Origin of the sequence: Bombilactobacillus mellis (genome assembly GCF_000967245.1) — a bacterium.
GTDB lineage: Bacteria > Bacillota > Bacilli > Lactobacillales > Lactobacillaceae > Bombilactobacillus > Bombilactobacillus mellis.
Genome location: NZ_KQ033878.1, coordinates 171,118 through 184,517, shown reverse-complemented (window position 1 = coordinate 184,517; position 13,400 = coordinate 171,118). Strand labels below are relative to the sequence as shown.

At 37.1% G+C, this 13,400-nt stretch carries 14 protein-coding genes; 11 read left to right on the top strand and 3 right to left on the bottom strand.

Annotated elements, in window-relative coordinates; genetic code table 11:
- The first annotated feature begins 93 nt into the window (after positions 1 to 93).
- Positions 94 to 2,871, top strand: a complete 2,778-nt coding sequence (ileS, locus tag JG29_RS05080; protein WP_045922884.1) for an isoleucine--tRNA ligase — start codon at positions 94 to 96, stop codon at positions 2,869 to 2,871.
- A 9-nt stretch (positions 2,872 to 2,880) separates the two neighbouring features.
- Positions 2,881 to 3,084 carry a cold-shock protein gene (locus JG29_RS05075; protein WP_045922883.1) on the top strand — a complete coding sequence of 68 codons (204 nt, stop codon included), beginning with the start codon at positions 2,881 to 2,883 and terminating at the stop codon, positions 3,082 to 3,084.
- An 88-nt stretch (positions 3,085 to 3,172) separates the two neighbouring features.
- On the opposite strand, the gene JG29_RS05070 is transcribed toward JG29_RS05075, so the two are convergent.
- Positions 3,173 to 3,814: a DUF421 domain-containing protein gene (locus JG29_RS05070; RefSeq protein ID WP_045922882.1), complete on the bottom strand. Its 642-nt coding sequence runs from the start codon at positions 3,812 to 3,814 to the stop codon at positions 3,173 to 3,175.
- Between the two features lie 14 nt (positions 3,815 to 3,828).
- Complete coding sequence (locus JG29_RS05065) at positions 3,829 to 4,275, bottom strand: DUF3290 domain-containing protein (protein ID WP_045922881.1); 447 nt, start codon at positions 4,273 to 4,275, stop codon at positions 3,829 to 3,831.
- A 95-nt stretch (positions 4,276 to 4,370) separates the two neighbouring features.
- Here JG29_RS05065 and JG29_RS05060 point away from each other — a divergent pair, with 95 nt between their 5' ends.
- The 9 genes from JG29_RS05060 (at position 4,371) to recD2 (ending at position 12,316) form a co-directional block, all read left to right on the top strand.
- Positions 4,371 to 4,928, top strand: coding sequence for an NUDIX hydrolase (locus JG29_RS05060; protein WP_045922880.1), 558 nt, complete (start codon positions 4,371 to 4,373; stop codon positions 4,926 to 4,928).
- Entirely contained in the window at positions 4,921 to 5,082 is a 162-nt protein-coding gene (locus JG29_RS08775) for a hypothetical protein (RefSeq protein WP_156961630.1), read from the top strand. The genes JG29_RS05060 and JG29_RS08775 overlap by 8 nt, the downstream gene beginning before the upstream one ends.
- A 13-nt stretch (positions 5,083 to 5,095) precedes the next feature.
- Complete coding sequence (locus JG29_RS05055; RefSeq protein ID WP_045922879.1) at positions 5,096 to 5,785, top strand: 5'-methylthioadenosine/adenosylhomocysteine nucleosidase; 690 nt, start codon at positions 5,096 to 5,098, stop codon at positions 5,783 to 5,785.
- A gap of 21 nt (positions 5,786 to 5,806) precedes the next feature.
- Positions 5,807 to 6,949: a cysteine desulfurase family protein gene (locus tag JG29_RS05050; protein WP_045922878.1), complete on the top strand. Its 1,143-nt coding sequence runs from the start codon at positions 5,807 to 5,809 to the stop codon at positions 6,947 to 6,949.
- Between the two features lie 17 nt (positions 6,950 to 6,966).
- Positions 6,967 to 7,302, top strand: a complete 336-nt coding sequence (locus JG29_RS05045; RefSeq protein WP_045922877.1) for a hypothetical protein — start codon at positions 6,967 to 6,969, stop codon at positions 7,300 to 7,302.
- A 16-nt stretch (positions 7,303 to 7,318) separates the two neighbouring features.
- Positions 7,319 to 8,434: a tRNA 2-thiouridine(34) synthase MnmA gene (gene mnmA / locus JG29_RS05040; RefSeq protein WP_045922876.1), complete on the top strand. Its 1,116-nt coding sequence runs from the start codon at positions 7,319 to 7,321 to the stop codon at positions 8,432 to 8,434.
- Positions 8,435 to 8,588: 154 nt separating this feature from the next.
- Complete coding sequence (locus JG29_RS05035) at positions 8,589 to 9,251, top strand: histidine phosphatase family protein (RefSeq protein WP_045922875.1); 663 nt, start codon at positions 8,589 to 8,591, stop codon at positions 9,249 to 9,251.
- A gap of 11 nt (positions 9,252 to 9,262) precedes the next feature.
- Positions 9,263 to 9,925: a tetratricopeptide repeat protein gene (locus JG29_RS05030; protein WP_045922874.1), complete on the top strand. Its 663-nt coding sequence runs from the start codon at positions 9,263 to 9,265 to the stop codon at positions 9,923 to 9,925.
- 3 nt (positions 9,926 to 9,928) lie between these two features.
- On the top strand, positions 9,929 to 12,316 hold the full coding sequence (recD2, locus tag JG29_RS05025) for an SF1B family DNA helicase RecD2 (RefSeq protein WP_045922873.1): 2,388 nt from the start codon (positions 9,929 to 9,931) through the stop codon (positions 12,314 to 12,316).
- Here the strand turns inward: recD2 and JG29_RS05020 are convergent.
- Positions 12,311 to 13,246, bottom strand: a complete 936-nt coding sequence (locus tag JG29_RS05020) for a diacylglycerol/lipid kinase family protein (RefSeq protein WP_045922872.1) — start codon at positions 13,244 to 13,246, stop codon at positions 12,311 to 12,313. The genes recD2 and JG29_RS05020 overlap by 6 nt on opposite strands.
- Between the last annotated feature and the right edge of the window lie 154 nt (positions 13,247 to 13,400).

Sequence of the window (13,400 nt, the reverse complement as noted above, 5' to 3'; positions counted from 1 at the left end):
TTCTCAAACACTAGTCTACTGTTTTTGGGTGGTATAGCGAGTAATTCGTCCTAATTTAGGGCGTTTTTTTTATCTTTTAGGAGGGTAGTTGTTATGCGTATTAAAGATACTTTGAATGTTGGCAAAACCGCTTTTCCCATGCGGGGTAATTTGCCCAAAAAAGAACCGGAATGGCAACAGGAATGGGATGATCAGCAAATTTATCAACGCCGTCAAGCCTTAAATAAAGATTTACCGACTTTTATTCTGCATGATGGACCACCATATGCCAATGGCAATATTCATATGGGACATGCTCTTAATAAAGTTACTAAAGATATTATTATTCGGTCTAAATCAATGCTGGGTTATCGTGCTCCGTATGTTCCCGGTTGGGACACTCATGGGTTACCTATTGAACAGGAATTGACCAAGCAAGGTATCAAGCGTAAGGAAATGAGTACGGTTGATTATCGTAAATTATGTTACGATTACGCAATGAATGAAGTAGAGAAGCAAAAAAAAGATTTTAAACGTTTGGGCGTTTCCGGAGATTGGGAGCATCCTTATCTGACTTTATTGCCTAAATATGAGGCAGAAGAAATTAAAGTTTTTGCTAAAATGGTAGATCGCGGATTGATTTATCGTGGGAAAAAGCCAGTCTATTGGTCACCATCTTCAGAATCTACTTTGGCAGAAGCTGAAGTAGAATATAAGGATATTAAGTCACCTTCCTTATATGTAGCTTTTCCGGTTCGTGACGGCAAAGGTTTAATTGATAATGATGCTTATTTTGTAATTTGGACTACTACTCCTTGGACCTTGCCAGCAAATGAGGCAATTTGTGTTAACCCTAATTTTGATTATTCACTTTTGCAAGTTAACGACAAAAAATATGTAGTTGCCAGTGAACGGATAGATTATCTCGCCCAAGTCTTCGGCTGGGAAAACTGGCAAGTTTTAAAGACCTTTAAAGGCCGCGAAATGGAATATATGGTAGCTAAGCATCCTTTTTATGACCGGGACTCTTTATTGATTTTAGGCAATCATGTAACGCTGGATGATGGTACCGGCTTAGTGCATACAGCTCCTGGTTTAGGAAATGATGACTTTAATGTCGGCCAAAAGTATGGGCTTGAAGTCTTATCGCCAGTGGACGATCATGGCTATTTAACTAAAGAAGCTCCTGGATTTGACGGTTTATTTTACGAAGATGCCAATAAGAAAGTAACCGCAACTTTGACAGATAAGGGCTTAATGATGAAACTGGATTTCTTTGTTCATAGTTATCCCCATGATTGGCGTACCAAAAAGCCGGTTATCTTTCGTTCAACTCCGCAGTGGTTTGCCTCTATTGATCCCATTCGCGAAGATATTTTAGAGCAGATTAACGAAGTTAAATTTAAACCTGCTTGGGGCAAAACCCGTTTATATAATATGATTCGCGATCGTGGAGATTGGGTAATTTCCCGGCAACGGGTTTGGGGTGTGCCGATGCCTATTTTCTATGCTGAAGACGGAACCCCGATTATGACTCAAGAAACAATTTTACATGTTGCCGATTTATTTGCTCAATATGGTTCTAATATTTGGTTTGAAAAGTCGGCCAAAGAGTTATTACCTGAAGGCTTCAGTCACCCAGGCAGTCCTCATGGTCAATTTACCAAAGAAACAGATATTCTCGATGTGTGGTTTGACTCCGGATCTTCACACCAATATACTTTACGAACCCGTGATGACTTAAGTTTTCCTTCCGATATGTATCTGGAAGGATCAGATCAGTATCGTGGTTGGTTTAATTCCAGTTTGATTACTTCTGTAGCCGTGAATGGTGTGGCTCCCTATCGACAAATTTTATCTCAAGGTTTTATTTTGGATGGCAAAGGCCACAAAATGAGCAAATCTTTAGGTAATGTAATTGTTCCAGGGGATATTGAACGTCAATTTGGAGCAGAAATTATTCGTCTTTGGGTTTCTTCAGTAGATACAAGTTCTGATGTGCCGGTCTCTGTTGAAACTTTTAAACAAGTTTCAGAAACTTATCGGAAGATTCGTAATACTTTACGCTTTATGCTGGCGAATACAACTGATTTTGATCCACAAACTAATGGTGTTGCTTTTGATGACTTGCGTTCAGTTGACCAATATTTAATGGTTAAATTAGATCAATTGACGGCTACTGTCGAAAAAGCCTATGAAGACTTTGACTTTCCAACAGTTTATAAACATGTCGTCAGTTTCTTAGCTAATGATATGTCAGCTTTTTATTTAGATTTTGCTAAAGATGTTATTTATATTGATGCGCCGGATTCCTTAAGCAGACGGCAAATGCAAACTGTAATGTATTCGGCCACAGTCGCAATTGCCAAATTATTGACACCAATCTTGCCGCATACTATGGAACAAGTATGGCAGCAATTGAAAGAGTCCGAGGATTTTGTGCAGCTGACTTTTATGCCAAAAGTGCATAATTATCCGCAGGCAGCCGAAATTTTACAGCAATGGCAGAGTTTCATGCATTTTCGTGACGAAGTTTTAAAATCTTTGGAACAGGCCCGGGATCAAAAAGTTATTGGAAAGTCCTTAGAAGCGGCAGTAACAATTTATCCACAGGCCCAGTTAAAACAACTTTTAGATAGTCTCAATGCTAATGTTGGTCAATTATTAATTGTTTCGCAATTTAAAGTTAGTGAAACAAAATTAGCTTCAGCGGATGAATATGATGATGTCCAAGTTCAAGTAACTGCTGCTCCGGGTCAGGTATGTCAACGCTGCTGGATGACCAAAGAAGACGTCGGTCAAGATGCAGATTTACCTAATTTATGTGTACGCTGTGCCCAAATTATCCGTAATCATTATCCAGAAGCTTTAAGTGAAGGCTTAGAAAAGTAGGTAAGACCAATGCTGGGAATAGTTTCTTGGTTTGATGTTAATAAAGGTGTCGGCGAAATAACGAGCGAAATGTCCGAACCGATTTTTGTTCATTTTTCTGCGATCCAAAATGAAAGTCATCATAGTTTAGCAGCTGGACAAAAAGTTAAATTTGAAATAGCTCAAGGTTTCAAAGGCCCACAAGCCGTTAATGTTTACGTCTTAGAGCATTAGAGGCAGCTTTATTTTCAGTTCAAAAAGAAATAGGCAAACGAAAAATATTCGTTTGCCTATTTTACTGGAATAAGATTGGAACAACAAATTAGTCATCGATACCATAGGGAAAAATTTTTAAATGATCATTATCACTTAAGTAAGCTAAATAAATATCTTTAAACTTGTATCCTTGGCTTTTGATTTGGCTATGAATCCATTTTTCATCGTGCTGGGTATATTTTAAGGCTAAAGTATCAATTTCTCCATCCATGATAATTGGATAGAGGGTTTTTAAATCTTTTTTACTAGTAATAGTGATCTGACCATTTTCTTCCCAGACAGCTTTGTCAATATCATCTAAACCATTGATTCCAGCTTGTCGTAATTTAAAAGCTAAATCGTGAGCAGATAACCCGTTTTGCGTGGCTTTATTAGACAGAACTTTACCGTTGGAAATAATGATCGATGGTTTGCCATCGATAAACTTTTTAATCCAGCCGTTATGATTAGTCAAAAATTTGGTCGTAAAAACTACTAAGGTCCAAATAATAAGGACTATAAAAAACTGGAGTAAAGTAATGTCAGTGTTATAAATGACACCGCCAATAATACCGCCTAAAACAAAGTTTTGCATTTGATCAATTACGTTGCTGGGTGCTAAATTAGATTTACCTAAAAGATTAATTTGAATGACCATAGCGAAAAAACCCATGATAAATTTTAAAAATGTCTGCCAATAAAATGTCATGAATTGCCCTCCTCTTATTTAATTAAATTTATTTTGGGATTAGTGAGATGTGCCGGATGTAATTGAAAGCTGGAATTGTCCGAGTTTAATTCCACTTCGTACACTGAATCTTTCATCTTGATCAGCATCCCATTTTTTAAATCCGTAGAATTTGAATAAATGTTATTGACATTCACGTGCCGATCTGTCGCCACTTGTTTGATTAAATTAGCGACTTGCCCGTTATTGGCCCGACTATTTTTGTTTTGTGTCCACTGGTCATACTGAATAGTGACTGTTAATAATAAACAAAGAATGGTAATAATAGTTAATTCGCGATATTTTCCGTCATCACGGTGGCGTAAAAATAAAAATAAAGATATGATAGTAATCAGAACCAAAATAAAGACAATAGTCCAAATAATGGCATTCATCCTATTTGGTTGACGGGTTAGAAACTTGTAAGTATAAAAATTGGTCATTTTCAACCTCCATCATCAAGATTGTAATTCCGTCTGTATTATAGCATTTACATGAAAAAAATTGCTGTTTAACGTACGTCTGAAAGGAAGCAGAGATGAATTTAAAAGAAGAATTGTTAAATAATAAACGTTTATTTACAGGAAAAATTTTCAATTTAGATATCGAAGAAGTACGTTTACCTAATGGTCAAACAGCCCAGCGGGAAATTGTGCATCATCATGGAGCTGTGGCAGTAATGGCCTTTGTGAATGATTGTTTATTATTGGTAGAGCAATGGCGTGAGCCTATTCAAAGATTAACCTTAGAAATTCCAGCGGGTAAAGTTGAACCGGGGCCGCAAAATTTAGAAGACGAAGCTTTACGCGAGTTAAATGAAGAAACAGGTTATCAATGTCCAACTTTAGAAAGAATTACTGGTTTTTATTCCACACCGGGATTTACGGATGAATATTTAACTTTATTCTATGCGCCGCACTTAGAACCAGTTACACATAAACGACCTTTAGATGAGGATGAATTTTTGAAAGTACATTTATTAACTTATCAGCAAGTGCAGGAAAAAATTCAAACGGGAGAAATATGTGATGCCAAAACGCTAATGGCGATATTAGTATGGGAAAAATTACGTTTAAAGGAACATTACCATGAATAATGACGAAAAAAATTTAGCCACTACTTATCGGCGTTCTCAACCGCAAAATAGTGCATCTGCTAAATCCAAACACTTGCAACAGCAGTTAGATAAAGCTATTTTAGTAGTTGTGGTTTTAATCGTGATCACTTATTTAATTTTATTTTTTATTTAGGAGAGTTTTATTAATGAGAATTGCAGTAATTATCGCAATGGAAGAAGAAATGGATTTATTAATTCAATCGATGACTAATGTTACGGTAGATAAAGTAGCTGGTTTTAAGATTAGTATTGGACTTTACCATGGTCATCAACTCTATGTTGCCCAAAGTGGTATCGGCAAGGTTCAGGCCGGAATGGTTTCCACAATTTTATGCTATCATTATCATCCTGATATTATCATTAATACTGGATCGGCCGCTGGAATTGGGGCTGATTTAAGTATTGGTGATGTTGTGGTATCTTCAAAAGTTGCTTATCATGATGTTGATGTGACTGCTTCGGGCTATCAATGGGGGCAACTGCCGCAAAAACCTTTATATTTTGAAAGTGATAAACAGTTAGTTAATCAAATTGTAGAAGCTGGTACGATGGTAAATCAGCAAAGTCATGTCGGATTGATAGTTTCTGGAGATCAATTTATCAATGGTCAACAGCAGATTCAACAAATCTTGAGTCATTTTCCGGAGGCCTTAACGGTAGAAATGGAAGGCGCTGCTGTCGCGCAAGTGGCCACGCAGTTTCAGGTTCCCTTTGTAGTTATTCGTTCAATGAGTGATGTCGGTAACGAAGAGGCTAGTGTCTCTTTTGAGGAATTTGTGCATGATGCCGGAGAACGTTCTGTCCAGATGTTACTCAATTTTATGGATAATAATTGAAATTTATAAGGAGCAGTAATTTTGAAACATGTATATTTAGATAATGCTGCCACAACGCCCATGGCTCCTGAAGTTATTGCTAAAATGACTACTACAATGCAAAATGTATTTGGTAATGCTTCTACTCCTAATTATTACGGCAGACAAGCTCGTAATATTTTAGACCAGGCGCGTTCAACTATCGCGCAAAGTATCCACGCCCAGCCAGCGGAAATAGTTTTTACAAGTGGCGGCAGTGAAGGAGACAATAATGCAATAATTTCCACTGCTTTAGCCAGACAGCATTTAGGTAAGCATATTATTACTACTAGTATTGAGCATGAAGCAGTGTTAAAACCTTTGCAGTATTTAGAAAGTCAGGGTTTTGAAATAACCTATTTACCGGTAGATAAATATGGACAAATTAAAGTAGCTGATGTTCAAAAAGCCTTACGCTCAGACACTATTTTAGTCTCGATCATGATGGTCAATAATGAGATAGGTGTCATTAATCCTATCCAAGAAATTGGAGAATTATTACAAAATCATCAAGCCGTTTTTCATACAGATGCTGTTCAGGGATATGGCAGTCAGGATATTGATGTTCAGGACTTAAAGGTGGATTTATTAACTACTTCTGCGCATAAATTAAATGGTCCAAAAATGATGGGCTTTTTATATGAGCGTAAAGATTTAAATATTCCACCGTTAATCCGTGGTGGCGATCAGGAAACTAAAAGACGGGCTGGCACCGAGAACATTCCGGCGATTGCCGGCTTTGCTCAGGCTGTGGAACTTAATAATCCTTCCGAAAAAAGGCAGACTAATGAGCGTTTAGCATCTTATAAACAATTATTAGTGCAACTTTTACAACAAAACCAAGTTGATTTTCAAATTAATGGGCCGCAATTAGAGCAGGCAGCACCCAACATTTTAAATTTATGGTTGCCGGAATGGGAAACTTCGATTTTACAAATTAAACTAGATCTCGCGGGCTTCATTGTTTCCGGAGGTTCGGCTTGTACCGCAGGGAGCTTGGAACCTTCGCATGTTTTACAAGCTATGTTTGGCCATTCCTCTCCAAGGATTAATGAATCGATTAGGATTAGTTTTAACAAATATACTCAAAAAGATGATATACTCAAATTTGCACGTGCTTTAACACAAATTGTCCAACAGAAATAGTTGATGAGGTGATAATAATGGCCACAGTCGCAACTGTCAGTGGAGATAAACGAAAATATCAAATTAGTGCAGCAATTAAAGCTTATGCTTTAACCGATGTTGGATTTCAAAGATCACAAAATGGTAATTTTCTTTTAGAACAACCCATTAGTGGTATCTCTCCTTATGAAGAAAGTTATAAACTAAAAATCCGGATTATGAAAGATTTAAAAAATTTGCATATGGATACAACGGATGATAGCGGTATGCATGTGATCAATATTTTTCAATTAAAAGATAATCAGGAAGTTATTGAACAATATAATTATACTATTCAAAATTTATTAGATCGCGATATTTTAAGTGTAGTATGAAGAAAAGGTGAAATAAGTGGTTAAGAAGCGAGTAGTTGTTGGTATGAGCGGCGGCGTTGATTCTTCCGTGTCAGCTTTATTATTAAAGCAACAGGGCTATGATGTTGTAGGTCTGTTTATGAAAAACTGGGATGATAGTGATGATGCTGGGGTTTGTACAGCTACGCAAGATTATGAAGATGTAGCTCAAGTCGCAGAACAAATTGGGATTCCTTATTATTCCGTCAATTTTGAAAAGGAGTACTGGGATCGGGTTTTTGAATATTTTTTATCAGAATATAAAAAAGGACGGACGCCTAACCCTGATGTCATGTGTAATAAGGAAATCAAATTTAAAGCATTTCTAGATTATGCACTCCAGTTAGATGCTGATTATATTGCGATGGGTCATTATGCGCAAATAAGTCGTGACGCAAACGGAACAGTTCACTTATTACGCGGTGCCGATCCTAATAAAGATCAAACCTACTTTTTAAGTACGGTGAGTCAACAACAATTACAACGGGCACTTTTCCCTATTGGTAACTTACAAAAATCTCAGGTCCGCCAAATTGCGGCTCAGGCTGGTTTGGCTACAGCTCATAAAAAGGATTCCACAGGAGTTTGTTTTATTGGCGAAAGGAATTTTCGTAAATTTTTAAGTGAATTTTTGCCAGCTCAACCTGGGAAAATGTTAACTCCTGATGGAACAGAAATGGGGACTCACGCAGGTTTAATGTATTATACTATTGGCCAGCGGTCGGGTTTAGGTATTGGTGGTAGTAGTCGCTCAAATGAACCTTGGTTTGTAGTGGGTAAGGACATGGAACATAATATTTTATATGTTGATCAAGGATTTGAAAATCCTTTATTGTATGCTACCGATTTAGATGCTACAGATGCTGCCTTTATTGCTCCATTACCAAGTTATGACTCTAGCTTTCAGTGTACGGCTAAATTTCGTTATCGCCAAAAGGATGTGGGAGTCACGGTTCATTTATTGGCTGATGATCAGGTTCACGTTGAATTTGATCAGCCGGTTAGAGCCATCACACCCGGACAGGAAGTAGTCTTTTATGATGGTTCTGAATGCTTAGGTGGAGCGACTATTGCAGCCGCTTATAGCCATGATCATCAATTGCAATATGTTTAATTGGCTAAGGCCAGTTTAATTATTTTTAATTTAATCAATTTAAAGGATGGCTTAGATTTTCTGCCATCCTTTTTATTAAGATTAATTGTCAATAGTTTCTTGAATAATTGAAAAAAAACTAAGATAATATAAGCATTAAATTAGGAGCAAGAAGATGACGAGATTTTATTTTGTACGCCATGGCAAAACCGTTTGGAATTTAGAAGGACGCTATCAAGGAGCCCGTGGAGATTCACCTTTATTACCGGAAAGTTATCAAGATATTAAAAGCTTGGCTCAATTTTTGCGTCCGCAACATATTGACTGGATCTATTCTAGTCCCATTAAGCGGGCTTATCTAACTGCGCAAACTTTAGATCAAGCTTTGGGCGGGGATATTCCTTTATCCACTAATGCTGCTTTAAAAGAATTTGATTTGGGTATTATGGAAGGACAGAAATTTTCCGTAATGGAACAAAAGTATCCTCAAGAAGTTTGGGCCTTTCGCCATGATCCCAGTCAATATGATGCAACGAGTATTCAAGGAGAAAGCTTTGAATCTGTGGTTCATCGAACTAATGATTTTATTAAGGGCTTGGCTCGTCCTTTAGCAGCCCAAACACAGGTTTTTATTATTGTCAGCCATGGGGCAGCTTCGGTAGCAATGATTAAAGGTTTACTTAAGGTCCCTTTGCACAACTTTCGCGACCAGGGGGGCTTGGCCAATACTAGTTTGACCACTCTGGATACTTATGATCATGGTCAAAGTTTTCAATTAATTAAATGGAATGATACTAGCTTTTTACAGCGACCAACAACTCAAACCGATACAATATAGTGGTGATAAAAGTGGAAAAAACAGCAGAACAATTATACCAGCAGAATCAAAAGCAGGCAGCAGTAAAGTTATTAGCGCAGAAGTTGCAGCAGGATATGAGTCACTTAGATTGGTTTTTACAATTATCAGGCTATTTAACAGCGGGGGGAGATTTAGCCCAAGCTGAGGAACTGCTGTTAAAAGCTAAACAACTTTTTCCTCAAGCGCAGGAAATAGATTATAACTTAGCAGTAATTTATTTTATGGCGGGCAAAAGAGAACAGTCCCAACAATGGCTGCAAAATATTACTGATACTAAGTTGGCCTCAGACGTCTATTATTTAATGGCCAAGCAATTTCTGCAAAAGCGGCAAGTGGCGCAAGCTTTAGCGTATGCTTTAACAGCTTATGAAAAAAATCCTCATTTAGATGATAATTGCTTATTATTAGGGGATATTTTTTTACAATTAAAACGCTTTGCCAATGCGCAAGATTACTATCAACGGGCATTGACATTAAAACAATCGGCGCCTGCTTATTTTAAATTAGCCTTGGTAGAAATGGTGTGCGGAGATCCTAAGTTTTCGCAACATTTTCAAAAGGCTAAACAGTTGGATAAGTCCTATTTTGCAACCCATCAACAACAATTGGCTGATATTGAACGCTATCTTACAACGCAGACAAAGGATGAATAATAGTTGGCAGAAGAATATGTTATTGGACAAGTCCGGGCAATTTTTTTTGAAAAACCGGAGGATTATTTCAAAATTATGATGGTCAAAGTGCAGGAAACTTCTTTTGATTGGGTTGATCCGGAAATTGTCATTACTGGAAATTTTGATGAATTGGATCAGGAACAGGCTTATAAATTTTGGGGACAAAAAGTTAATCATCCTAAGTATGGGCAGCAATTCAAATGTGAGCATTATCAAAAGAATAATCCTACTGATCGTAAAAGTCTTATTACTTATTTTTCAAGTACGGAATTTCCGGGAATAGGCATCAAAACGGCCCAAAAGATTGTTGACACGCTGGGAGATAAGGCTATTGAGACCTTGGTAGCTAATCCGCAAGCCGCAGATCAACTGCCACTTAAGGCGGATAAGAAAAAGGTATTATTAGACCGGATTAATGCTACCTATCATTCAGAAGAAGTTATTTTACAGTTAAATCGTTTAGGTTTTGGTAATAAATTGGCCTTCAAAATTTATCATCAATATAAAGCCGATACGTTGACGATTTTGCAGCAAAATCCTTACCAATTAGTGCAAGATATTAAAGGAATCGGCTTCAAAAGGGCTGATAAGCTGGCCGAGCAATTTCAGCTACCATTTAATTACCCGCAAAGATTAAAGGCAGGATTATGGCAGATGTTGAACTTCCTAATTAGTTCAACGGGTGATACTTATGTAGAGGAAAATGAGTTAGTGCAGCAGACCTTACAATTGTTGAATGATTCTCGAAAGCAAAAAGTTACTGCAGCAGAATTAGAAACCAGTTTAAGTGATTTAGTTCAGCAGGGCCAAATTAAGTATGAACAAAAGTGTTATGCGCCACAGTTTTTATATGATGATGAATGGTTCATCTCGCGACAACTAAAAATTTTAGCTGATAATTTTCAATCACCTAATTATTCTTTAAAGAAAGTACAAGCAGTTTTACGACAGATTGAGACTGATTTTCATATTTCTTATGATGAAAATCAAGTAAATGCGATTTTTCAAGGAGTCAACAGTTCAGTACTGTTATTAACTGGTGGACCCGGAACGGGTAAAACTACTATCATTAATGGTCTAGTCGCGGCTTTTGCCCAATTGCATAATTATTCTTTAGACGTTGATGATTATGTCAAAGAACCGTTTCCTGTACGTTTGGCAGCTCCTACCGGACGTGCAGCCAAACATCTGTCTGAAAGTACCGGCCTGCCTGCTAGTACCATTCATCGTCTATTAGGCCTTACAGGTCAAGAAGAGACCTCAAATTTAGAACTAGATTATATTAGCGGCAAATTACTAATTATTGATGAAACCTCCATGGTGGATACTGAATTGTTCAAACTGTTAGTTTCGGCAATTGCACCGGGAATGCAATTAGTGTTGGTTGGTGATCGTGACCAATTACCTTCAGTAGGGGCGGGGCAGGTCTTTTCTGATCTGATTTCTAGTCAGGCTTTTCAAACTGTCCAATTAGAAAAAATATATCGTCAAAGTGCAGATTCTACCATTATTACCTTAGCGCATGAGATTAATACAGGAACAATTAATGAGCAATTATTTCATAATTATCCTGATCGAAGTTTTATCGAGTGCAGTGCTGCACAGGTTGGTTCAGTTTTGCAACAAATTATTGTAAAAAGTCAGCAAAAAGGATTCAATATTGATACCTTGCAGGTGTTGGCGCCTATGTATCGTGGCCCTGCGGGGATAGATTATCTGAACCAGCTGCTGCAAAATACGCTGAACCCGAAAGCTGAACGGACTAAAACCATTAATTTTGGCAATATTGAATATCGGATTGGTGATAAAATCGTTCATTTAGTTAATAACGTGGAGGCCAATGTTTTTAATGGTGAAATTGGTAAAATTACCGGGATAACGCCAAAAAAATATTTACCCGTGACTGATAGAAGCAAGGGCGATCTCGTAACTTTAAATTTTGAGGGGCAGCAGATTGATTACTATAAATCGGATTTAGCCAAAATTTCTTTAGCTTATTGTACTTCCATTCATAAAGCTCAAGGGAGTGAGTTTAATCTAGTTATCTTAGTTTTGGTTAATCAGCATGCCCGAATGTTGAAGCGTAATCTATTATATACTGCTATTACTCGCGCAAAGTCCAAATTAATTATGCTTGGCAATCGTCAAGCCTATGAAAAGGCGATTGCGGACAATTCGGGATTACGTCATACCATGTTAAAAAATCGCGTGCAGAATATTTTTCAAATTGTATCTCAGATTCAATCAAGCGAAACGTTCGCAAAAGACGTGAAGGACTATATTTTAACATCTACTGCTATTAATAATAATATGATTGATCCATTGATAGGAATGGCTAACGTTACTCCGCAAGATTTTATGGAGTCATAACCAAAATTGTTGTGAGCTAGTAGAAAAATCCAGATGGAATTTGTGATTTCCCAAATCTTCACCATCCATTTGTCCATATTCATTGGAAGTAACTGTAAGGCTAAAATTGTGTAATTGATAGTGGTGAACCAGAGGACTTTGCAAATGTTGCCCATTAGTGAGTATTTTATGGACTAAATCTGCTATTTGAACAATATTTAATTGGTCGGCCATCACTAGATCTAAATTATTCTCATAAGGGCTGGCTGCGGGTAAAATGGGAATACCGCTGCCAATAAAGGGGTGGTTGGCAATAATACAGAGCACAATTTTTTCAAAATTAAAATGTTGCTGCCCGATTTGGATTTTTACCTGAAAAGGGCCTTGTTTGAAGACCTTATTAATTTGCGATAAGTAAATTAGTTTATTTAGATGGAGATGGTTAAAAAACGGCTTTAATCGTGACTGATTAGCAAAATGAGCCATATCAGCATCCATACCGATTCCTAAATTATTTATAAAAAAATGCCGTTGTTGATTAATTTCAACTTGGCCCAGATTGATCTTTTTCGGAATTACTGCTGTTAAAATTCTTTGCAAAATTTCAATTTCATGATAATTAGACAATGCTAAACCGTTGGCAAAATCATTACCTGATCCAGCAGGAATATATGCAAGTGCGGTTTGGGGAAATTGGGAATCTTTAACTCCGTTGATTGCCTGGTTGATAGTACCATCACCGCCCATAATTACGGGTATACTATGGTCTAACTCTTGATTATTAATTAAATCGCGGACTAATTTTTGAGCGCCATCTTTGGGAGTACTGCAGATATGGTAGATAACGTGTTCCTTTTTTAAATATTTGATAACACGTCGCAGGATATTTTTGGAATGCCCACTAGCAGCGTGTTGATTAATAATAATAGTTAAGGTTGGATAGTTGGTCATGTGTTAAACTCCACTTGTTTTATTCATCAATGTAATGGCATGTATGCCTGGTTTTTAGTATATAACAAATCCCGCAAATGCAAAGAAAATTTCTTTAATTTTAACTATAAAAAAGCCCCACTCAATTGAAGAGCAGGGCTTTTAATTTTTGATT

Coding starts and splice junctions, on each gene's coding strand:
- JG29_RS05075 (WP_045922883.1), top strand. CDS start 2,881: ATGCTGGGAATAGTTTCTTGGTTTGATGTTAATAAAGGTGTCGGCGAA.
- JG29_RS08775 (WP_156961630.1), top strand. CDS start 4,921: ATGAATAATGACGAAAAAAATTTAGCCACTACTTATCGGCGTTCTCAA.
- JG29_RS05055 (WP_045922879.1), top strand. CDS start 5,096: ATGAGAATTGCAGTAATTATCGCAATGGAAGAAGAAATGGATTTATTA.
- JG29_RS05070 (WP_045922882.1), bottom strand. CDS start 3,814: ATGACATTTTATTGGCAGACATTTTTAAAATTTATCATGGGTTTTTTC.
- JG29_RS05035 (WP_045922875.1), top strand. CDS start 8,589: ATGACGAGATTTTATTTTGTACGCCATGGCAAAACCGTTTGGAATTTA.
- JG29_RS05020 (WP_045922872.1), bottom strand. CDS start 13,246: ATGACCAACTATCCAACCTTAACTATTATTATTAATCAACACGCTGCT.
- ileS (WP_045922884.1), top strand. CDS start 94: ATGCGTATTAAAGATACTTTGAATGTTGGCAAAACCGCTTTTCCCATG.
- JG29_RS05065 (WP_045922881.1), bottom strand. CDS start 4,275: ATGACCAATTTTTATACTTACAAGTTTCTAACCCGTCAACCAAATAGG.
- JG29_RS05060 (WP_045922880.1), top strand. CDS start 4,371: ATGAATTTAAAAGAAGAATTGTTAAATAATAAACGTTTATTTACAGGA.
- JG29_RS05045 (WP_045922877.1), top strand. CDS start 6,967: ATGGCCACAGTCGCAACTGTCAGTGGAGATAAACGAAAATATCAAATT.